Source organism: Serratia sp. HNCC26DJ206 (genome assembly GCF_057180605.1).
In genome coordinates this window covers 98,770-118,503 of sequence record NZ_JBXUGP010000017.1, presented here as the reverse complement: position 1 = coordinate 118,503, position 19,734 = coordinate 98,770, and the positions used below count along the sequence as shown (strand labels likewise).

General features: G+C 52.7%; 22 protein-coding genes and 1 pseudogene. 11 read left to right on the top strand and 12 right to left on the bottom strand.

The genetic code is table 11. The features are described from left to right. Positions 1-15 precede the first annotated feature (15 nt). From AC2A1E_RS13290 to AC2A1E_RS13280, 3 genes and pseudogenes are all read right to left on the bottom strand, one after another. Positions 16-99, bottom strand: a pseudogene (locus tag AC2A1E_RS13290) (ESPR domain-containing protein); the annotation flags it as partial. 584 nt (positions 100-683) lie between these two features. Beyond that, positions 684-2,276, bottom strand: a complete 1,593-nt coding sequence (locus AC2A1E_RS13285) for an ABC-F family ATPase (protein WP_484384146.1) — start codon at positions 2,274-2,276, stop codon at positions 684-686. 151 nt (positions 2,277-2,427) lie between these two features. Continuing rightward, positions 2,428-2,658, bottom strand: a complete 231-nt coding sequence (locus AC2A1E_RS13280) for a tautomerase family protein (protein ID WP_484384145.1) — start codon at positions 2,656-2,658, stop codon at positions 2,428-2,430. A 63-nt stretch (positions 2,659-2,721) separates the two neighbouring features. Here AC2A1E_RS13280 and AC2A1E_RS13275 point away from each other — a divergent pair, with 63 nt between their 5' ends. Further along, a complete protein-coding gene (locus AC2A1E_RS13275; RefSeq protein ID WP_484384144.1) occupies positions 2,722-3,204 on the top strand; it encodes a winged helix-turn-helix transcriptional regulator in 483 nt (160 codons plus the stop codon). 52 nt (positions 3,205-3,256) lie between these two features. Here AC2A1E_RS13275 and AC2A1E_RS13270 read toward each other — a convergent pair whose 3' ends face one another. Both AC2A1E_RS13270 and AC2A1E_RS13265 read right to left on the bottom strand, forming a co-directional pair. Further along, positions 3,257-3,604: an antibiotic biosynthesis monooxygenase family protein gene (locus tag AC2A1E_RS13270; RefSeq protein ID WP_484384143.1), complete on the bottom strand. Its 348-nt coding sequence runs from the start codon at positions 3,602-3,604 to the stop codon at positions 3,257-3,259. Then, a complete protein-coding gene (locus tag AC2A1E_RS13265) occupies positions 3,604-4,560 on the bottom strand; it encodes a cytochrome P450 (protein ID WP_484384142.1) in 957 nt (318 codons plus the stop codon). Before AC2A1E_RS13265 ends, AC2A1E_RS13270 begins: the two co-directional genes overlap by 1 nt. A 79-nt stretch (positions 4,561-4,639) precedes the next feature. Here AC2A1E_RS13265 and AC2A1E_RS13260 point away from each other — a divergent pair, with 79 nt between their 5' ends. The 3 genes from AC2A1E_RS13260 to AC2A1E_RS13250 all read left to right on the top strand — a co-directional run bounded on the left by AC2A1E_RS13260 (position 4,640) and on the right by AC2A1E_RS13250 (position 6,819). Continuing rightward, positions 4,640-5,323, top strand: a complete 684-nt coding sequence (locus AC2A1E_RS13260) for an ArsR/SmtB family transcription factor (RefSeq protein WP_484384150.1) — start codon at positions 4,640-4,642, stop codon at positions 5,321-5,323. 76 nt (positions 5,324-5,399) lie between these two features. Beyond that, positions 5,400-6,107: a glutathione S-transferase N-terminal domain-containing protein gene (locus tag AC2A1E_RS13255; protein ID WP_484384141.1), complete on the top strand. Its 708-nt coding sequence runs from the start codon at positions 5,400-5,402 to the stop codon at positions 6,105-6,107. A 253-nt stretch (positions 6,108-6,360) separates the two neighbouring features. Continuing rightward, complete coding sequence (locus tag AC2A1E_RS13250; RefSeq protein ID WP_484384140.1) at positions 6,361-6,819, top strand: helix-turn-helix domain-containing protein; 459 nt, start codon at positions 6,361-6,363, stop codon at positions 6,817-6,819. A gap of 70 nt (positions 6,820-6,889) precedes the next feature. Here AC2A1E_RS13250 and AC2A1E_RS13245 read toward each other — a convergent pair whose 3' ends face one another. From AC2A1E_RS13245 to AC2A1E_RS13230, 4 genes are all read right to left on the bottom strand, one after another. Then, positions 6,890-7,138: a YdgH/BhsA/McbA-like domain containing protein gene (locus AC2A1E_RS13245; RefSeq protein ID WP_484384139.1), complete on the bottom strand. Its 249-nt coding sequence runs from the start codon at positions 7,136-7,138 to the stop codon at positions 6,890-6,892. Between the two features lie 61 nt (positions 7,139-7,199). Further along, the gene (locus AC2A1E_RS13240; RefSeq protein WP_484384138.1) at positions 7,200-7,490 is read right to left on the bottom strand and encodes a pentapeptide MXKDX repeat protein; all 291 of its coding nucleotides are present in this window, start codon (positions 7,488-7,490) and stop codon (positions 7,200-7,202) included. Between the two features lie 61 nt (positions 7,491-7,551). Beyond that, positions 7,552-8,340 (bottom strand): molybdopterin-dependent oxidoreductase, encoded by a 789-nt coding sequence (locus AC2A1E_RS13235; RefSeq protein ID WP_484384137.1) that lies wholly within the window; start codon positions 8,338-8,340, stop codon positions 7,552-7,554. A gap of 10 nt (positions 8,341-8,350) precedes the next feature. Further along, positions 8,351-8,962 (bottom strand): cytochrome b/b6 domain-containing protein, encoded by a 612-nt coding sequence (locus tag AC2A1E_RS13230; RefSeq protein ID WP_484384136.1) that lies wholly within the window; start codon positions 8,960-8,962, stop codon positions 8,351-8,353. A 150-nt stretch (positions 8,963-9,112) separates the two neighbouring features. Here AC2A1E_RS13230 and AC2A1E_RS13225 point away from each other — a divergent pair, with 150 nt between their 5' ends. Together AC2A1E_RS13225 and AC2A1E_RS13220 are read left to right on the top strand one after the other, a co-directional pair. Next, on the top strand, positions 9,113-9,826 hold the full coding sequence (locus AC2A1E_RS13225) for a response regulator transcription factor (RefSeq protein ID WP_484384135.1): 714 nt from the start codon (positions 9,113-9,115) through the stop codon (positions 9,824-9,826). A gap of 3 nt (positions 9,827-9,829) precedes the next feature. Beyond that, entirely contained in the window at positions 9,830-11,296 is a 1,467-nt protein-coding gene (locus AC2A1E_RS13220) for a HAMP domain-containing sensor histidine kinase (RefSeq protein WP_484384134.1), read from the top strand. 180 nt (positions 11,297-11,476) lie between these two features. Here the strand turns inward: AC2A1E_RS13220 and AC2A1E_RS13215 are convergent, their stop codons facing one another. The 3 genes from AC2A1E_RS13215 to ygbI form a co-directional block, all read right to left on the bottom strand. Further along, the gene (locus tag AC2A1E_RS13215; RefSeq protein ID WP_484384133.1) at positions 11,477-12,097 is read right to left on the bottom strand and encodes a helix-turn-helix transcriptional regulator; all 621 of its coding nucleotides are present in this window, start codon (positions 12,095-12,097) and stop codon (positions 11,477-11,479) included. Between the two features lie 190 nt (positions 12,098-12,287). Beyond that, positions 12,288-13,085 (bottom strand): winged helix-turn-helix domain-containing protein, encoded by a 798-nt coding sequence (locus tag AC2A1E_RS13210; RefSeq protein WP_484384149.1) that lies wholly within the window; start codon positions 13,083-13,085, stop codon positions 12,288-12,290. Between the two features lie 534 nt (positions 13,086-13,619). Next, complete coding sequence (gene ygbI / locus AC2A1E_RS13205) at positions 13,620-14,384, bottom strand: DNA-binding transcriptional repressor YgbI (protein ID WP_484384132.1); 765 nt, start codon at positions 14,382-14,384, stop codon at positions 13,620-13,622. 261 nt (positions 14,385-14,645) lie between these two features. On the opposite strand from ygbI, the gene ltnD reads away from it, so the two are divergent. From ltnD to AC2A1E_RS13180, 5 genes are all read left to right on the top strand, one after another. After that, a complete protein-coding gene (gene ltnD / locus AC2A1E_RS13200; protein ID WP_484384131.1) occupies positions 14,646-15,560 on the top strand; it encodes an L-threonate dehydrogenase in 915 nt (304 codons plus the stop codon). Next, complete coding sequence (otnK, locus tag AC2A1E_RS13195; protein WP_484384130.1) at positions 15,560-16,822, top strand: 3-oxo-tetronate kinase; 1,263 nt, start codon at positions 15,560-15,562, stop codon at positions 16,820-16,822. Before ltnD ends, otnK begins: the two co-directional genes overlap by 1 nt. Further along, positions 16,819-17,469 carry a 3-oxo-tetronate 4-phosphate decarboxylase gene (gene otnC / locus AC2A1E_RS13190; RefSeq protein WP_484384129.1) on the top strand — a complete coding sequence of 217 codons (651 nt, stop codon included), beginning with the start codon at positions 16,819-16,821 and terminating at the stop codon, positions 17,467-17,469. Before otnK ends, otnC begins: the two co-directional genes overlap by 4 nt. 3 nt (positions 17,470-17,472) lie before the next feature. Then, entirely contained in the window at positions 17,473-18,249 is a 777-nt protein-coding gene (locus tag AC2A1E_RS13185; protein WP_484384128.1) for an HPr family phosphocarrier protein, read from the top strand. A 108-nt stretch (positions 18,250-18,357) separates the two neighbouring features. Then, positions 18,358-19,728, top strand: coding sequence for a GntP family transporter (locus AC2A1E_RS13180; protein ID WP_484384127.1), 1,371 nt, complete (start codon positions 18,358-18,360; stop codon positions 19,726-19,728). Positions 19,729-19,734 lie beyond the last annotated feature (6 nt).

Genomic DNA, 19,734 nt, shown 5'->3' with positions numbered 1-19,734 from the left:
ATAGCTACGTTTATTTTTTGTCCTCCCTTTTGCCAATTCACTCACAACAACCCATGCGCTCAAAGTTTTATTCCAAATGACTTTGTAGATTGTATTCATTGGTAATAGCTCCAATTTACTTATAGATGCTGCCCGATGACCGGTTGTGTTCGAAAAAGAAGTGCTTCCCATTAGTAATAATAAAAAAATCAGTAGGCTATATTCATCATTTCCTCTTGTTGAGCTTTATGATGAGTTCATCTGCCAAGGTTAATGAATGGAGTGAACTTAAGCTGTATCCTCAATCAACTGACTATAGTGTGGTTTTTGGACAAATGCTTAGCTCTTGCAAAGATAATCATGAAGGCGTTAAGCCTCCTCCAGTGAACAAAAGTGAGTTCCTGGATTGCGCATCGTAATGTTAGGAGAAAGAAGTATTCAACGCTCGTTGCAAGCTTGAATCACTCTCATCCCCAAGCGAAAGGAAAGATTTGGTGGACACCTCTCTCATAGAGCTGCCCCTTATGTACAACGCTTTATTATTTTGTTTTATAAGTGGATTATTTTGTACTCAGTTTAGGGCTGACACAAAATACTCCCTTTAAAATCAGATGGCTATATTTCTCAGATCACGGCTTTTAGGCCGCAATCTGAGATACGTATAAGAGACAACCCGTAGAGAGGGTTAGGGTGAAGGGAAAAGCTTAAGCGATACCCTGACTACGCAGATAGTCTTCGTAGTTGCCGGTAAAGTCGATCACCTTGTTCGGGGTCATTTCCAGAATACGTGTGGCCAGCGAGCTCACAAATTCACGGTCATGGGATACAAAGATCAACGTGCCTTCATACATTTCCAGCGCCATATTCAGCGACTCGATAGATTCCATATCCATGTGGTTGGTTGGTTCATCCATCACCAGAATATTCGGGCGCTGCATCATCAGCTTACCGAACAGCATACGGCCCTTCTCACCACCCGACAGCACTTTTACGCGCTTCTTGATGTCGTCCTGGCTGAACAGTAAACGGCCCAGTACGCTACGTACCGCCTGCTCGTCGTCTTTTTCCTGTTTCCACTGGCTCATCCAGTCGAACACGGTCAAGGTATCATCGAACTCGTATTCATGATCCTGCGCGTAGTAACCGATCCTGGCGTTTTCTGACCATTTCACGCTGCCGTTATCCGGCTCTACGTCCCCGACCAGGGTTTTCAGCAAGGTGGATTTACCGATGCCGTTAGGACCCAGAATTGCGACCTTTTCACCCACTTCAATCATCAGGTCGAGCTTGCTAAACAGCGGGCCGTTGTCGAAACCTTTGCTCAACGCTTCCACTTCCAGCGCGTTACGGAACAGTTTCTTATCCTGCTCGAAGCGGATAAACGGGTTCTGACGGCTGGAGGCTTTCACCTCTTCCAACTGAATCTTGTCGATCTGGCGGGCACGGGAAGTCGCCTGCTTGGACTTGGAGGCGTTGGCGCTGAAGCGGCTAACGAATGACTGCAATTCGTTAATCTGTGCCTTCTTCTTGGCGTTGTCTGACATCAAACGCTCACGCGCCTGAGTGGCCGCCGTCATATATTCGTCGTAGTTGCCTGGGTATACGCGCAGTTCGCCGTAATCCAGATCCGCCATGTGGGTACACACCATGTTCAGGAAGTGACGGTCGTGCGAAATGATAATCATGGTGCTGTTACGCTCGTTCAGCACCTGCTCCAGCCAGCGAATGGTATCGATGTCCAGGTTGTTGGTAGGCTCGTCGAGCAGCAGAATTTCTGGATTAGAGAACAGCGCCTGCGCCAACAGCACACGCAGCTTAAAACCTGGGGCGATTTCGCTCATCGGGCCGTAATGCTGCTCTACCGGAATACCTACGCCGAGCAGCAGTTCACCCGCGCGGGCTTCAGCGGTGTAACCGTCCATCTCACCGTAGGCGACTTCCAGATCGGCCACTTTATAGCCATCTTCTTCGCTCATTTCCGCCAGGGCGTAAATGCGATCGCGCTCTTCTTTTACCGCCCACAGTTCGGTGTGGCCCATGATCACGGTATCCAGCACGCTGAACTCTTCGAACGCGAACTGATCCTGACGCAGTTTACCCAGGCGTTCGTTCGGATCGAGGAACACGTTACCGGCGCTTGGCACCAGATCACCGCCGAGGATTTTCATAAAGGTGGATTTACCGCAGCCGTTGGCTCCGATCAAACCGTAACGGTTACCGCCGCCAAACTTGACGGAAATGTTTTCAAACAACGGCTTACTGCCAAACTGCATAGTGATGTTGTTAGTGCTTAACACAGCGCTCGCTCTTCATATCATAGGGAATGTGATTTGGCGCGCATTATGCCATAACGAAACGCAGATATCGTGGGGAGTTTTGATGAAGATTTGTGCGGTGAGGAAGCTGCGGAGATAGGCTTCAAGAAATATCTCCGCAATGATCAGTATTTTATTCTCGTGGCGGAAACTTGGCGGCGATCATCGTGGCGTTGGGTTGCAGCCCACCAAGGCTCCATTGCTCTGGCTCATGTTCATCGATTCTGACCCAAACCGACGCTCTGAAAGCCGGATCGCCCCGCCCTTCAATTTCCACCATTAAATCAGTGATACGCTTGAGCAGCTCGCTTTTCTGCTCCTCGTTCATAATTCCTTTGATGGTTTGCACATTAACAAAAGGCACGCTAATCTCCTTGCATTGATATAAGTCTGATAATCAGACTCAGAATAGACAAGGTCACTGCTCATGTCAAAAATGCTCCGGATCCCCCCTCTCTCTGCCGAATTATGTGGTTTAGCGCAGGCCGCAGAAATCATCGGCGATCGCTGGACGCTCTTGATCCTGCGTGAAGCCTTCTATGGCGTGACGCGGTTCGAAGATTTACGCACCGATATTGGCGCATCCAGGCACGCCTTGAGCAGCCGTCTGGCGGCTATGGTCGAAGGGGGCTTATTGAGCAAAAGTGCCTATCAAGAACCAGGAACACGGGAACGCCATGAATATGTGTTAACCGAAAAAGGCCGCAGCTTGGGGCCAATTCTGATGGCGTTGATGGAATGGGGGCACAAGTATCTGCTTGGCAATAAGCCCCATGTCATATTGACAGAAAAAGAAAGTGGCCAGCCACTGCAACAGGTACTGATCACCCGGCAAGGGAAAATCGTTACGCTGGAACAGGCACAACTGGCACCGATTGTTCAGGCTGACGCGACAAAATCACTTAAATAACATACTGTTTTTAATTATTTTTTAGGACCATCTTCAGGATAGCCCCAGACTTCTACTTCTGATGAAAGTGCTGGCTATCTGCCGGTGCCTGTTCGCGCGGCTCCAGCCCATAATCACGCACCACATCAGCTACCCGCAGCCGATAATATTCCAGCACGTCGTGCCGCCCGCGTGCCTGCGCCTTACGGTGCTGCTCCAGATTGCGCCACTGCTGTACCGCTGCTTCATCGCGCCAGAATGATAACGACAGCAATTTTTGTGGATCGCTCAGGCTCTGAAAGCGCTCGATAGAAATAAATCCGTCGATTTCCGCCAACAGCGGTTTCAGCTCAGCCGCCAGATTGAGATAAGTTTCCCGCTGCCCTTCGGCAGACTGTAATTCAAAAATAACCGCGATCATTATCGTTCCTCAACAGTAAAAAATTCCGGCACATGCGCATTCTGCGAAACACGCCAGCGAAAGTGGGCTAATAATTTTGGCTCAATATTGAGCGCCAATAAATGACGAATACCGCTCAAGGCAATAGATTGCGCCCAATCGGACCCAGGACACTGATGGCTGCCGCAGCCGAAGGCAAAACTTTCTTCAGCCGTCTTCAACGGAATCAGCACCACTTGCCCAACCGTCAACCGCTGACCAGCCAGTTCGGTCTCACGCAACGCAAAACGGCGAGTGGTATGAATCGGCGGCGTTTCCTGTAGCACGGCAGCGAGGCCATCTTCCGCTGCCACATCCCGTTCCTGCATCAATAACAGCGTTTGCCCTAATAATCCGGCAGTTCCCTCACAGGCCTGAAAAAACAGCCCTATGGCATTGGCGATCGCCACCGAACGATCGCCAATATGTTGGCACAAGCGGGTGAATAATGGGCCATCGGCAGTCTGCATCCACTCATGCAATTTTCCGGCGGCAACGGCACCGCACGCCATCTGCTGCTCGCTGCCGCCAGGGGCGATGCAGCGCACAAAATCCAATACGCTATCCACCAGCGCAGTGCGTTCCTGACAGGCAACGCCCAGCATCTCCGCCAATACGCTAATCGGTAAGGCGTAATTGAAGCGCGTTAGCTGTTCGGCTGTTAGCACGCCAGGGGCCAATTGTTGCGCCACCCGAGTTGCTATTTGGCGGATCTCATTATCACTGAACGAGGTTAAAACCGTGCTGATTGCGGTTTTCAGTTCGCGATGCCCAGCATCATCACGCATGCGTACCAATGCGGTAAACACTGGTTGCGCCAGGGTGTTAAGCAGCGCCATCGGCACGGGTTCATGTGGCGGGCGCACGCCAAGATCGACATGGGTCAAGGCTTCACGTACCGCTTGCGGCGTTGTAACGGCAAAGGGGCAGACCGTCATGGGATATACCTTCAGGTTAAACGGAGGAATTGGCATTGTGGCGTTAGACGAACGACAACACTTCGCTTATGCTCGAAATATGAATGATACCGATATTGAAGATCGCCTCGCGGCGTTGACCGCCGCCATCGCTGACCGTACGCGAGCCCGCATGCTATGTCTGTTGATGGATGGCCGTGCCTATACCGCCACGGAACTAAGCGCTGCGGTAGATGTGGCCGCCTCAACCGCCAGCAACCATCTGGCACGCCTGCTGGAACAACGCCTGCTCGCCTGCGTGAAGCAAGGGCGCCACCGTTTTTACCGCTTGGCCGGTCAACCGGTGGCCGAGGTGCTGGAAACCCTGATGGCGTTGGCTGGCGTCGAACAGCCGGTGGTGAAAAGCACCACGCCGAGCTCACTGCGCTTTGCCCGCACCTGCTACGACCATATGGCGGGCGAAGTCGCCGTTCTGTTACATAACCGCCTGTTTGAGCTGGCATGGTTGACCGGTGATGGCGACTATCAGCTCAGCAATCAGGGGCAAACAGCGTTGGCACAGTTGGGCATCGACTGTTCCCCCGTGCTCTCTCGGCGACGTTTTGCCTGCGGTTGCCTGGATTGGAGCGAACGCAAAGCCCACCTTGGCGGCGCACTCGGTGCCGCACTGCTAGCTGGGTTCGAAAAACGTGGCTGGATCCAGCGCCAGCTTGACAGCCGCGCCTTGCAACTCACCACAGCGGGTAAAAAGGCGCTGATCGCACATTTTGGCATATCCGTTTAACCCGATAACAGGCTAGGTTTACTGCCACATTCATAGGATAGCCTGTTGATGAATCCGTAAAATCTGAGGAGTGACCATGTTTGATCAAGCCCAATTCCCCATTACTCAACGCTGGCCTGCTAAGCACCCTGAACGATTACAGCTCTACTCGCTGCCAACGCCAAACGGGGTGAAAGTCTCTATCATGCTGGAGGAGATCGGTTTGCCTTATGAGGCACACTTGGTCGATATCGGTAACAACGAAACCTGGACGCCAGAATTCCTGTCGCTAAACCCGAACGGTAAAATCCCGGCAATCATCGATCCCGATGGCCCCGGAGGCAAACCGTTCGAACTGTTCGAATCTGGCGCGATCCTGCTGTATCTGGCAGAAAAAAGCGGCAAGTTCTTGCCGCAAGATGCTGCGTTGCGTTATGAAACTATCCAGTGGGTATTCTTCCAAATGGCGGCGGTTGGCCCAATGTTCGGCCAGCTTGGCTTTTTCCACAAATTCGCCGGGCGCGAATATGAAGACAAACGGCCGTTGGAACGCTATCAGAAAGAGTCCAAACGCCTGCTCGGCGTGCTAGAAAGCCGCTTGGCTGGGCGCGATTGGATCATGGGTGCCGATTACACCATTGCCGATATTTCACTGCTTGGCTGGGTGCGTAATCTGATTGGTTTCTATCAAGCACGTGAACTAGTGGAATTCGACAGTTTCCCACTGGTCGGCCAATGGTTGGAGCGTGGCTTAGCCCGGCCAGCGGTGCAACGTGGGGTGAATATTCCCGCTCGCGAAGCATAACTACATTCTGGGATAGCCAGACAAGCTATCCCTTCTCACTGATATTCTTGGACTACCTTCTGCAAGATCTGCTGTCACTGGTACCCTGCTGAATTTATCCCCTTGCTCCCAGTAGAGCATTTTTCGCCACGTGGAATTCCCCAGTTAGTACTTGCGTCACCTTTCACGCAGGCCTATTATCAAAGAATAAACTTGGATTATTAACTGTATTTTACTGTGACCTGAATGTCGTACCTGCGGGAGGATTTATACAATGGATCGCGCCAATATCATTCACGACTTGATGGACTGGATAGAAACTCATCTGGATCAACCGCTGCTGCTGGACAACGTGGCAGCAAAATCGGGCTACTCCAAATGGCACTTGCAACGCATGTTCCGCAGTACCACTGGCCATGCGCTGGGTAGTTACATCCGCGAGCGCCGTCTTTCGCAGGCAGCGCAAGTTCTACGCGCTACCCCTCGCTCGATTCTGGACATCGCCCTGCAATTCCATTTTGATTCTCAGCCTTCATTTTCGCGGGCATTTAAAAAGCAGTTTGGCGCAACCCCGGCGGTCTATCGCCGCACACCAGCGCAAGGTATGGCAGAGTCATCGCCACAGAACAGCGCACAACAACCCAATTATCACAACGAATCACCCAGCCTGCATCTGTTGTACAACGGTAAGTGTACCGACGGTAAATGCACCCAGTGGATAGGGCAGCGCTGATAGCAAAAGGGACGCGGTCAGACTCCGTCCCTTTACCTTAATATGCCAGCATTTGAAGGCATAACTCTCCCTATTTATACAGGTCCGCCGTGCCGTAGACGTGATTATTCACCGTAGCCGACGTAATGCGGTAAGCACTGGCCCCTTTTTGTTGGGCCTCAGCGGCAATCATCTGCTCAAAACCACTCAACGTGCTTGCCTGGCTGGAAACCACGCCGATTTTTTGTAACTTCTGTGCTTCAGCGGTGGTCACCGGGGTAGCGGCCAGAGCGCTACTGCCAATACAGGCCAGAACCACGGCCAGAATGATGTTTTTCATAATAAACCTCTCGATAACTGGAAATGACCGGCGACATCGGCCGCCGGATATTGGCCAATATTTACTGGCTCATCGCATCTTTCTTCATCGCATCTTTCTTCATTTCATCTTTCTTCATGGCATCCTTAGCCATATGATCTTTCTTCATGTGCTCTTTTTTAACGCAATCTTTGCCCATACAGTCTTTTTTCATACTGTCCTTAGCCATACTGCCTTTAGCCATGCCGTCGTGGGACATTTGGCTCATCTCATCCTTTTTCATGCCATCGTGGCTCATGCTGTCTGCCGCATAGGCACCAGAGACACCCAACATCAACGCGCTGCACATCATCACGGCGAATAACTTTTTCATAATATTTCCTTCGGTTATTTAGAAAGCACTTTGCAGTGCATGGAGTTATTTGGAGCAGCGCTTAACTGCCGCCAAACCAGTTGTAACCTTGATCTTCCCAGTAGCCTCCCGTGAAGCGATTGGTAACCTCGATCGCTTGAATATGTTTCGGATTTTTGTAACCCAACTTGGTAGGCATACGCAGCTTCATCGGATAACCATATTTACGCGGCAGGATCTGCCCGTCATAGGTCAACGCCAGAATGGTCTGCGGATGCAACGCAGTGGCCATATCGATGCTGGTGTAATAATCATCCGCACATTTAAAGCTGACATATTTAGCATTGAGATCGGCACCAATCGCTTGCAGGAAGGCGGTAAAAGGCACCCCGCCCCATTTACCGATGGCACTCCAGCCTTCAACACAGATATGGCGCGTTACCTGGCTGATTTGCGTCATCTTGTGCAACTGCGGCAGCGTCCAGGGCTGTTTGTTCAGCACCAACCCAGCCACTTCCAACTGGTAGTCGTCCCCATCAATCTCTGGAGCTTCATCCTCGGCATAAAACGCGTTGAATGGGAAAGGCCGGGTGATCATCGATTCCGGGTAGACCGGTGCCAGATGATCGGCATTAAACAGCCAGCCCTGAACCCGATCGTTAAAGCGTGAAATCCGGCTCAGCGCCTGTTCTACGTGGGTGTTATCACTCAGATCGCACCCGGTAAGCATCGCGATGCCCCCCAGCGTCAGCCCATTGCGCAGAAAGCGACGGCGGGATGAGGATTCAAGCTGGCGAGCCAGCAGACGCTGCGCTTCTTTTACCAACTCATGGCCTTCTTGCAGGCTCATCGACTGTTGTTCTGTTTTCATTACGAATTCCTTAGCGCCCACGCAGCATGGCAAGCAGAGTACGGGGCACCAAGGCCACCATCACCAGATGGATCACCACAAACCCCACCAGCGCCGACATGGCAAAGAAGTGGATATAGCGAGCCATCTCATAACCCCCCAGCAGCACGCGCAGCAGCGGAAATTGCACCGACTTCCATATCACCAACCCGGAAAGCACCATCAGGATGCTGGCAGCCATCGCAAACAGATAGGCGGCCCGTTGCACCATGTTGTAATGCCGCAAATCGGCATGCTGTAATTTGCCACGCAGCGCCGCCCACAGATCGTTAAAAAACTGACGAGGACTGAGCGGCCAGTATTGACGTTTAAAACGGCCACTCAACAGATTAATCAGCAAATAGCACAGGCCGTTGAGGCCAAACAGCCACATCCCGGCAAAGTGCCACTGGAGTGCGCCCCCCAACCAGCCGCCCAAGGTTAATTCATTAATAAACCTGAAGTTAAACAGCGGGGAAGCGTTGTAGATCCGCCAACCGCTGGTGACCATAATTAGCATCGCCAACGCATTCAGCCAATGAGTCAACCGCAGCCACAGTGGGTGGATGAGGCCGGTTTTCTCTGGCGTGATCGACATACTCATGGTGTCTCTCCTGACGGCGCCTGTTTCGATGGACTAAGTATTAGCCAGATTTGTTCCCCAAGACCTCACGCAAAGTTAAATAAAATGTGACAACTCTGAAGGCGAGGGTTGTGTAGACTTCGGTAATAGCCAAAAAACGCGGTGGAAAGAATGGATAAGGCAAAACGCATTTTGATCGTCGAAGACGACGCCAATATTGCTGAACTGTTGCAGTTGCATCTGCGCGATGAAGGTTATGACATCAGCCACGCCGCCGATGGCAATCTGGGGATGGCGATGCTGGAACAAGGCGGGTGGGACGCCCTGATTCTCGATCTGATGCTGCCGGGGATTGATGGGCTGGAAATCTGCCGCCGCGCGCGCAACATGACGCGCTATACCCCGATCATCATTACCAGCGCGCGCTCCAGCGAAGTTCACCGGGTGTTGGGGCTTGAACTGGGCGCTGACGATTATCTCGCCAAGCCTTTCTCGATGCTGGAACTGGTGGCGCGGGTAAAAGCGCTGTTCCGCCGCCAGGAGGCGATGACCCGTAACCTGCGTATGGAAGCAGGCACCTTGAGTTTCCACGGGCTGATCATCGATCCTATCGCCCGTGAGGTGCATCTGAACCAGCAAGCGGTGGAACTGACGCCGCGAGAATTCGACCTGCTGTACTTTTTCGCCCGCCATCCGGGCAAAGTGTTCTCGCGCCTCAGTTTGCTGAATCAGGTATGGGGATACCAGCACGAAGGCTACGAGCATACCGTCAATACGCATATCAACCGGCTGCGGATCAAAATCGAAAGCAACCCGGCTGAACCCGAGCGCATCCTCACCGTCTGGGGCATGGGCTATAAATTCGCGGCCGCGCCGCAAGAGTGAATCATGAAAAATCTCACGCTCACACAACGCCTGACGCTGGTTTTCGCTCTGCTGCTGCTGATCTGCTGTTCGATCTCCGGCGTATTGCAGGTGCGCAGCAGTACCCAATACAGCCAAGCGGTGATTCAACGGCTTTCGGCCAATCTGGCGCTGCATATCGCCACCAGCAATCCACTGCTGAGCCCCAAAGGATGGGACGACAGCTCAGTACATACCCTGTTCGATCGCCTGATGGCAGTCAACCCGAGCGTGGAGGTTTACCTGCTGGATAAAGCAGGCAATATCGTTGGTAATGCCGCGCCCGCCGGGCGACTGAAGCGGCAGAGAGTCGATCTGTCTCCTATCCAGGCGCTGCTGAGCGGGGCAAAAATGCCGATTTATGGCGACGACCCGCGTAACTTGAATGCCAACAAAGTGTTCAGCGTTGCCCCGCTGAAGGTCAACGGTGAGATCGAAGGCTACCTGTATGTCGTGCTGCTCGGCGAAGATTACGATGCCTTGGCCAACAGCGCGCAGGTGAACTCCGCACTTTATTCGGCGCTGTGGTCAATGGGGCTGGTGGTGCTGTTCGGGCTGCTGGCGGGGGCTTTTGCCTTCCGCTGGGTTACCCGCCCAATCCGCCACCTGACTCAGCAGGTCAGCAAACTGGACAGCGACGGTATCGCAGCCTTGCAGGCTTACGCCAATAATACGCCTGAGAGTAGCGGCCGCGACGAAGTCAGCCAGTTGCAGCAAGCGTTTCGCCGCATGGCACAGCGGATTGCCGAGCAGTGGCAAACGCTGTCACAGCAGGATCAGCAACGGCGCGAATTTATCGCCAATATCTCGCACGACCTGCGCACGCCGCTCACTTCGCTGCATGGTTATCTGGAAACGTTATCGGTGAAATCGGCCAGCCTGGCGGAAACCGATCGCCAACGTTATTTGGAGATCGCATTGGCACAAAGCCGCAAGGTAGGCCGGTTGGCGCAAGAGCTGTTCGAACTGGCGCGGTTGGAATACGGGGTGGTAAAACCACAGAAGGAGCCCTTCTCACTCAGTGAGTTGGTACAGGATGTGTTCCAGAAGTTTGAGTTGGCCGCCGAAGCGCGCCAGCAGCAGTTGCGTGCCGATATTCAGCCAGGGATCCCGCTGGTGAATGCCGATCTGAGCATGATGGAGCGAGTACTGACCAATCTGCTGGACAACGCAATCCGGCATACGCCTCAAACCGGTGAAATCACCATCCGTTTATGGACGCAAGGCAATAAGGTGATGGTGCAGGTGAATGACAGCGGACCGGGGATCCCACAAGAATTACGTGCGGATCTGTTTATCCGTCCGTCAATCCTGAATAACGCCCGCCGCCATGCCGGAGGTTTGGGTTTGATGATTGTAAAACGCATCCTGCAATTGCATGACAGCGATATCACTTTAGTGGAACAACCGCACGCAGGGGCCTGTTTCCGTTTTTCGGTTCCGGTGTACTGAGCACAATGGCGGCAATCGCGATGATTGTCGTCGTGATATGTCATTCAAGGTAATGGCGATCGCGCTGTGCCAATCAGCCCTCATTAAGTAATATTATTAATCAGTCACTGACGTTAATACCATCATCTTGGTGACAAACAGGGAAATAATATAGCAACTAAAGGAGTCGTTACCCGACATTTATAAAGGGTAATAGCGGGTACGGAATACCAGAATAAGGCGCATAAAATCCGCCTGATTTAACTGTAGCTTGCGCATAATATTAAGCTTATGGGTACTGACCGTTTTGTAACTGCGTTGGGTAACATCGGCAATACGCTGAGGATCGGCACCGCCCGTCATCAGAGCCAGAATACGCCATTCGCTGTGCGAAAGTGGCTGTATCGGTTGCCCTAGCAGGCTCTGGATAGACGGGCTGCGATACCCTTTGACATCAATAGCGGTAGACAGGCAATCCAGATCATCACGTTTGGACACCAAGGACAAGTGGGGCTCCATTGCCAGAATAGCAAGAATGCCAGTATGCGTAATATCGGTGAATATCACAAAAGTAGCATCAGGCCAGAATACTCTGGAAGTTAAAACAAATTGAGTAACGTCATACAATTTTTCAGAATGGCTATAGAGCTCCATGATAACGGTTTGTTTCTCGTTATCACCCAGCGCAATTTCTATTTCTTTCAGGTGTTGAAAACTGCAAGTGCGAGTATGCTCAGGATCAATCAGCGTCTGTAATCCTTTTCTCACCCAAGGAGAAGGATCAAAAAAAATGAAATCACCTTCATAAGTAGCTTTCTTCATAACAAATTACCATCGAATAATTGTAAGAATATTGGAAAAAACGCAAAGCATAGCCTCTTGAATACCAAAATATAAAAGGGCATTTTTTAAGCGCTGCATTGAGATTAATTATTTGATTTTAATAATGTGTTCTTGGTGGCCTATTCCATTTCCCCTGCAGGTGTTTCATCCTGACACCCGATGATAATGATTACATTAGCGGTGAGTTTTCACTTTCCAACCCGGAGCAAATTTCTACTTTATGCTCACGAAGAACCTTACAACGCAGAAAAAACAGCCTGGAGATACCGGATATATAGGACTTAACCTGATTACTACGTACCAGCAGAAGATACTCATCTGCATTGCACTGCACTTTTTGCAGTTCGGCGTAAGCCAGAACATCATCACCAGCGCCAGTATCTGCCGAGGTTGACATGAACACCTTACACCCGCCTGCCTTGCCCAAGTACGTTTCCTCACGGGAAACCGAGCTAAAGCTATAAATGGCAATACCGCTAATCACAACAAAAACAAACGCCAGAACTCCCCAACCGTAATGAATATGTCTCGCTGGTGAAGAACGGGCCGTTGCTGAAAGTGGTTTCACCTCCGTATGTACCGTGGATTTGGCTAACGGTACCTCGTCGTTAACAAACGCCTCATCCTCTTTTTTACAGATTTCCACCTGTATTTCGTGCCGCAGCATAAAGCCCACTTTAGGCACGGTAACAATGACCTCATCATCAATGCCTAATGCCTTGATCACTCTGCGTAATTTACTGACACACTGATTAAGATTATTGTTGCTGGAGACCATCCCATAGTCATCCCATACTTTCTTGAATATCACTTCTCGGCTGACAGCATCACCATGGTGGGCAATCAACAACTGCAACAGACGCTTTGAAGGATTCGAGATAGGTAAAGGCTCTTCGGAGAAATCACACAGGCTCAACGCTCCGTTATCAACGTCGAAAAGAATGCGGTCATTAAATCTATATTTCATTTTATTCACGGGTTTTCACTATAAGAACAGCCTAATCCTGGCATCTATTGTTAATGAAGCATTAACTAAAGTGTAAAAAAACTAACTTTCGTAAATCCTACTTTATACATTGGTATCAATGTCTTAACACCAAGGAGGACTATCCTGGTTTTCCCCCTTCCTTGGAGTAAGAATTTTCTCATAACCCAAGCCAAAGGTTATACAAACACGCCGCACATTGATATATTTATATATGAAACGATTAAAAGTTAGATTTTTATATTGTAAATAACAATTTTTAAGCTTAAAACAGATATAAATAATCTGTTTCAGTAAATTTTAATGTAAAAATAGTGATGCTTTAAGAAATGAGATCTTTTGCCTCACGAAAAAATGAGCGCAAATAGCGGTTTCAAACGGGGTTTATGCTTTTAAATCAATGTCGTCTGGTGTTGAGAATTCTCAAGCGAAAATAAAAATCTTCGAATTTCCTCTCCAAAAACGTCACTTAATCTCGCAGATTGGTGATAAATATTTCTGCTCTGTAAAGGCTAGTCAAACATTTGCCGTCAGCAACGAAATATTCGCCTGCGTAATCGCTTCCTGTACCGCTTCCGGTAGATTGCCATCGGTGATAATCGCATCAAATGCCGCGATCGGCAGCGCCAGATAGGTGGCCACCTTGCCATATTTGGACGTATCGCTCAGCAGAATACAGCGGCGGCTGGCTTCAACAATCGCCTTCTTCACCATCACCTTATCCTCACTGGGCGTTGATAGCCCACGCATACTCCACGAAGAAGCCGAGATAAACGCCAGATCGATAAACAGATGACCCAATGCCTGGGCCGCAGCGGCCCCCACACAGGAACGGTTTTCACGGCAGACGGTTCCGCCGGTGTGGATCAGCTTGCATTGGCTGTGCTCAAGCAGGTAAGCCGCGATCACAAAGTCGTTGGTCACCACGGTGATATCGTCACGATCGCCAATCTGCCGCGCCAGGGCCAGCGTGGTGGTGCCTGCATCCAGATAGATGCAACTGTTAACCGGGATCTGGCGTGCGGCCAGTTGCCCAATCGCCGCTTTCTGCTGGCTGAACATGCCCTCTTTATCTTGATGCGAAGGTTCTGTTGCCACCCGTTCAGCCGACTGTACGCCACCAGAAACGGTGGTCACAGCGCCTTGTTCTTCCAGTTTTTGCAGATCGCGCCGGATAGTCATATGCGACACCCCCAGCCTTTCGGTCAGTTCGGCGATGCTAACCACGCCGCGCTCAGATACCAGCGCTAAAATTTGTTGGTGGCGTTCAACAGGTATCACGATGTCCTCTCAATAACCGCAGTGATAATAATTGTGATTTTACGTCAATTTTCGTGCAGAGAAAGCAAAGCTTTCCAGGCTGTGAAGCCCATCATTATCACAAAAAACATTTAAAAGCATTATGTTAAGGAAAGTTTCCGCTATAAATGACCTTTTTCTTCATTGTTAATAATTGTGAAGGCGATCACCGATAACCGCCGCCATAACGCTTACATTTAACACAACAAAACAAATAATCACTAAAATTAACAGGAGTGTTTTATGACACAGCCAGGAAATTATTCAGTTTGCATCGTCGGCTTAGGCTCCATGGGCATGGGCGTGGCAAAGTCGTGCATCAACGCTGGGCTCACCACTTATGGTGTCGATCTCAACCCACAGGCGCTGGCAACTCTACAACAGGCCGGGGCCAAGCAGGCAACCACCAGCGCGGCAGGGTTTGCGGCTGAACTGGATGCCGTCTTGCTGCTGGTGGTCAATGCGGCACAGGTGAAGCACATCCTGTTTGGCGACAACGGCTTGGCAGCACAGCTAAAACCCAATACGCCCGTGATGGTGTCTTCCACCATTGCCGCCGCCGATGCCAAAGAGATCGAACAGGGGCTGAAAACCTTCGGCCTCAACATGTTGGACGCCCCGGTTTCCGGCGGCGCGGCCAAGGCCGCAGAAGGCCAGATGACGGTCATGGCATCCGGCAGTGAAGCCACTTTCGCCCAGTTGCAGCCGGTATTAGACGCAGTGGCCGGTAAGGTTTACCGCATCGGCGCAGAGATCGGCCTGGGTGCTACGGTGAAAATCATCCACCAACTGCTGGCCGGGGTGCATATTGCCGCCGGTGCCGAAGCGATGGCGCTGGCGTCACGCGCCGGTATCCCGCTGGACGTGATGTACGATGTGGTTACCCACGCCGCCGGTAACTCCTGGATGTTTGAAAACCGTATGCGCCACGTAGTGGACGGCGACTATACGCCAAAATCCGCCGTGGACATCTTCGTTAAAGACCTCGGGCTGGTGGCCGACACCGCCAAAGCACTGCACTTCCCGCTGCCGCTGGCCTCCACGGCCTTCAATATGTTCACCTCCGCCAGTAATGCCGGTTATGGCAAAGAAGATGACAGCGCGGTGATCAAGATTTTCTCCGGTATCAACCTGCCAGACAACAAGAGGAACGCCTAATGCTGCTCGGAGTCATTGCCGATGATTTTACCGGCGCGACCGATATCGCCAGCTTCTTGGTAGAAAACGGTTTACCCACCGTCCAACTGAACGGCGTGCCGCAGGACGATGCGCCGGTAGGTGCCCAAGCGGTGGTGATCAGCCTGAAGTCGCGCTCTTGCCCGGTCGATCAGGCGATCGAACAATCGTTGCAGGCGCTGGCCTGGCTGCAACGCCAAGGCTGCCGCCAGTTCTACTTCAAATACTGTTCCACCTTCGACAGTACCGCGCAGGGCAATATCGGCCCGGTGACCGATGCTTTACTTGATGCGCTGGGCGAACAACAAACGGTGATCTCCCCTGCGCTGCCGGTCAACGGCCGCACGGTGTATCAAGGATATCTGTTCGTGATGGATCAACTGCTGTCTGAATCCGGCATGCGCAACCACCCGGTCACGCCAATGACCGACAGCAATCTGTTGCGGCTGATGGAAGCGCAGGCAACCGGGCGCTGTGGGCTGGTCAATGCGGCGGAGATGGATCGCGGTGCCGATGCGGTAAAAGAAAAACTACAGCAGTTAGCGCAGCAAGGCGTGCGCTACGCGGTGCTGGACACCCTGAATGAGCAGCATTTGCTCACCCAAGGAGAAGCGCTGAAAACCATGAAGCTGGTGACCGGCGGTTCCGGGCTGGCGATCGGCATTGCCCGCCAATGGGCACAGCCTAGGCAGAAAAAAGCCCAGTCAGCCGGGGCGCCGCAGGGCCAAAAAGCCGTGGTGCTTTCCGGTTCCTGCTCCACCATGACCAACAAACAGGTCGCCCGCTATCGCCAACAGGCTACGGCGCAGGCTATCGACGTGGCGCGCTGCATCAATACTACCGATCGCAGCGCCTATGCCGCTGAACTCAGCAGTTGGGTAGAACAACATGCAGCAGCCGAACTGGCCCCGTTGCTGTACGCCACCGCCGAGCCGGAGCAGTTGCAGCAAACTCAGCGGCAATACGGTGTTGAAGCAGCCAGCCTGGCGGTGGAAGCACTGTTTGCCGACGTAGTGACACGCCTGCGCCAACAGGGATTCAGCCGCTTTATCGTCGCGGGCGGCGAAACCTCCGGCGTCGTCACCCAGGCGCTGGGGATCCGCGGGTTCCATATCGGCCCCTGCATTTCGCCCGGCGTACCTTGGGTACGTGCCATCGAACAACCTGTTTCATTGGCCCTGAAATCGGGCAATTTCGGCGATGAAAACTTTTTCGCCAGAGCACAGATGGAGTTTCCAGTATGACGACCACCGTTGGCCAACCTTCGGCCACAGAGCAGCAGGCTAGAGAAGAAATGGTGCGCTTGGGTGCCTCTTTCTTCCAACGCGGCTACGCCACCGGTTCAGCGGGCAACCTGTCGCTGCTGCTGCCGGATGGCACCCTGCTGGCTACCCCCACCGGCTCTTGTTTAGGGGAGTTGCAGGCTGACAGGCTGTCAAAAGTCAGCCTGAGCGGTGAGTGGATCTCTGGTGATAAACCGTCGAAAGAGATCAGCTTTCACCGTGCGCTGTATCAGCACAACCCGGCTTGCAAGGCGGTGGTGCATCTGCACTGCACTTACCTTACCGCCCTCTCTTGCCTGCAAGGATTGGATACGGAAAATGCCATCAAGCCCTTTACCCCGTATGTGGTGATGCGCGTCGGTCAAGTGCCGGTAGTGCCTTACTACCGCCCCGGCGATCAGCGTTTGGCGGAGGATCTCGCCAAGCTGGCACCGGCGTATAAAGCGTTCCTGTTGGCCAACCATGGGCCGGTCGTCACTGGCGAAAGCCTGCGCGAAGCAGCAAACAATACCGAAGAAATGGAAGATGCGGCGAAGCTGATTTTCACCCTTGGCGACCGCCCAATTCGTTATTTAACCGATGATGAAATTGCCGAATTACGGAGCTGAAAAATGCCAAAATTTGCTGCCAACCTATCGATGATGTTTACCGAACTGCCGTTTCTGGATCGCTTTGCCGCCGCAGCGGCAGCCGGATTCAAAGCGGTAGAATTCCTGTTTCCCTATGAATATCCCGCCGATCTGCTGGCAGAAAAACTGCGCCAGCATGGGCTTCAGCAGGTGTTGTTCAATACCGCCCCTGGCGATACCGCTGCCGGTGAGTGGGGGCTAGCGGCGCTGCCCGGGCGCGAAGCAGATGCCCGCGCAGATATTGACCGGGCACTGGAGTACGCTATTGCATTGCAATGCCCGTGCGTACACGTGATGGCGGGCGTGGTGCCGCCGGGTGAGGAGATCGCCCGTTACCGGGAAACCTTCATCAGCAATCTGCGCTATGCCGCCGATCGCTTCGCTCCCCATGGCATCAAGGTGTTGATCGAAGCGCTCAGCCCGCCGGTGAAACCCAACTATCTGTTCTCCAGCCAGCATCAGGCAGCGGATCTGGTTGCTGCGATCGATCGGCCAAACGTCTTCATCCAATTCGACTTCTTCCATGCGCAATTGGTGGACGGCAACATCAGCAATCTGGTCACCTCGCTGGCCGGGCGCTATGCCCATATCCAGATTGCTTCGGTGCCGGATCGCAACGAACCCGATAGCGGAGAGCTGAATTACCCTTGGCTGTTCGCGCTGCTGGACAAGGTGGGCTATCAGGGTTGGATCGGTTGTGAATATAAACCACGCGGTGAAACCAATGCCGGGCTCGGTTGGGTGAAGCCGTACCTGTAAGGCAGAAACCTCACCAACACCAGTGATTAACAACATAAAAATCAAACGCACCCGTATCGCCTCAGGGCGATCGCGGTGCCGGACTCTTATCAGAATAAAGGCTATACCATGTCTACCTCTATGCTACTGATCATTGCCCTATTAGGTGTCTTGCTGCTCCTGCTGATGGTGATCAAGGCCAAAGTTCAGCCGTTCGTCGCCCTGCTGGTCGTCAGCCTGTTGGTCGCACTGGCCAGCGGCATTCCGACCGGTGAAGTGATGAAAGTGATGACCGCCGGTATGGGCGGCGTGCTGGGTTCGGTAACCATCATTATCGGCCTGGGTGCGATGCTCGGCAGGATGATCGAACACTCTGGCGGTGCCGAATCACTGGCACAACGTTTCAGTAAAGCGCTGGGGCCAAAACGTACCATTGCCGCGCTGACCATTGCCGCCTTTATCCTTGGCATTCCGGTGTTCTTCGACGTCGGCTTTATTATTCTGGCGCCGATTATCTACGGCTTTGCCAAAGTGGCTAAAGTCTCACCGCTGAAATTCGGCCTGCCGATGGCTGGCGTAATGCTGACGGTACACGTTGCACTGCCGCCGCACCCCGGCCCAGTGGCAGCGGCAGGGTTGCTGCACGCGGATATCGGTTGGCTGACCATTATTGGCCTGCTGATCTGTATTCCTGTAGGGATTATTGGCTATTTCGTGGCGAAATACCTGAACCGCAAAGCCTATCCGCTTTCCATTGAGGTGCTGGAGCAGTTGCAGTTGGCAACGCCGGAATCTACATCTGACAGCAAAACACCGCTCAGCGATCGCATCAACCCGCCAAGTGCCGGGCTGATTGCTGCGCTGATCGTCATTCCTATCGCTATCATTATGCTCGGCACCGTTTCAGCCACGCTGCTGGAACCGGGTTCAGCACTGCGTGACCTGCTCTCTTTGATCGGTGCACCGGCCGTGGCTCTGATGATTGCCCTGTTGCTGGCGTTCTACTTCCTGGCAATGCGCCGTGGCTGGAGCCTGCAACACACCAGTGACGTTATGGGCGCTGCGCTGCCTACTGCAGCGGTGGTGATCCTGGTCACCGGTGCCGGTGGCGTGTTCGGTAAAGTGCTGGTGGAATCCGGCGTCGGTAAAGCGTTGGCGGAAGTGCTCACCACCATCGGCCTGCCGCTGATCCCGGCGGCGTTTATCATCTCCCTGGCGCTGCGTGCTTCGCAGGGATCTGCCACCGTGGCGATCCTGACCACCGGCGGGCTGCTTTCCGAAGCGGTTACCGGCCTTAATCAGCTACAGCTGGTGCTGGTAACGCTCGCCACCTGCTTTGGCGGCTTGGGGCTATCTCACGTTAATGACTCTGGTTTCTGGATTGTCACCAAATACCTGGGTCTCTCGGTGGCCGATGGCCTGAAAACCTGGACAGTATTGACCACCCTGCTCGGCCTGAGCGGCTTCGTGTTCACCTGGCTGCTGTGGCTGGTGGTCTAACCATGT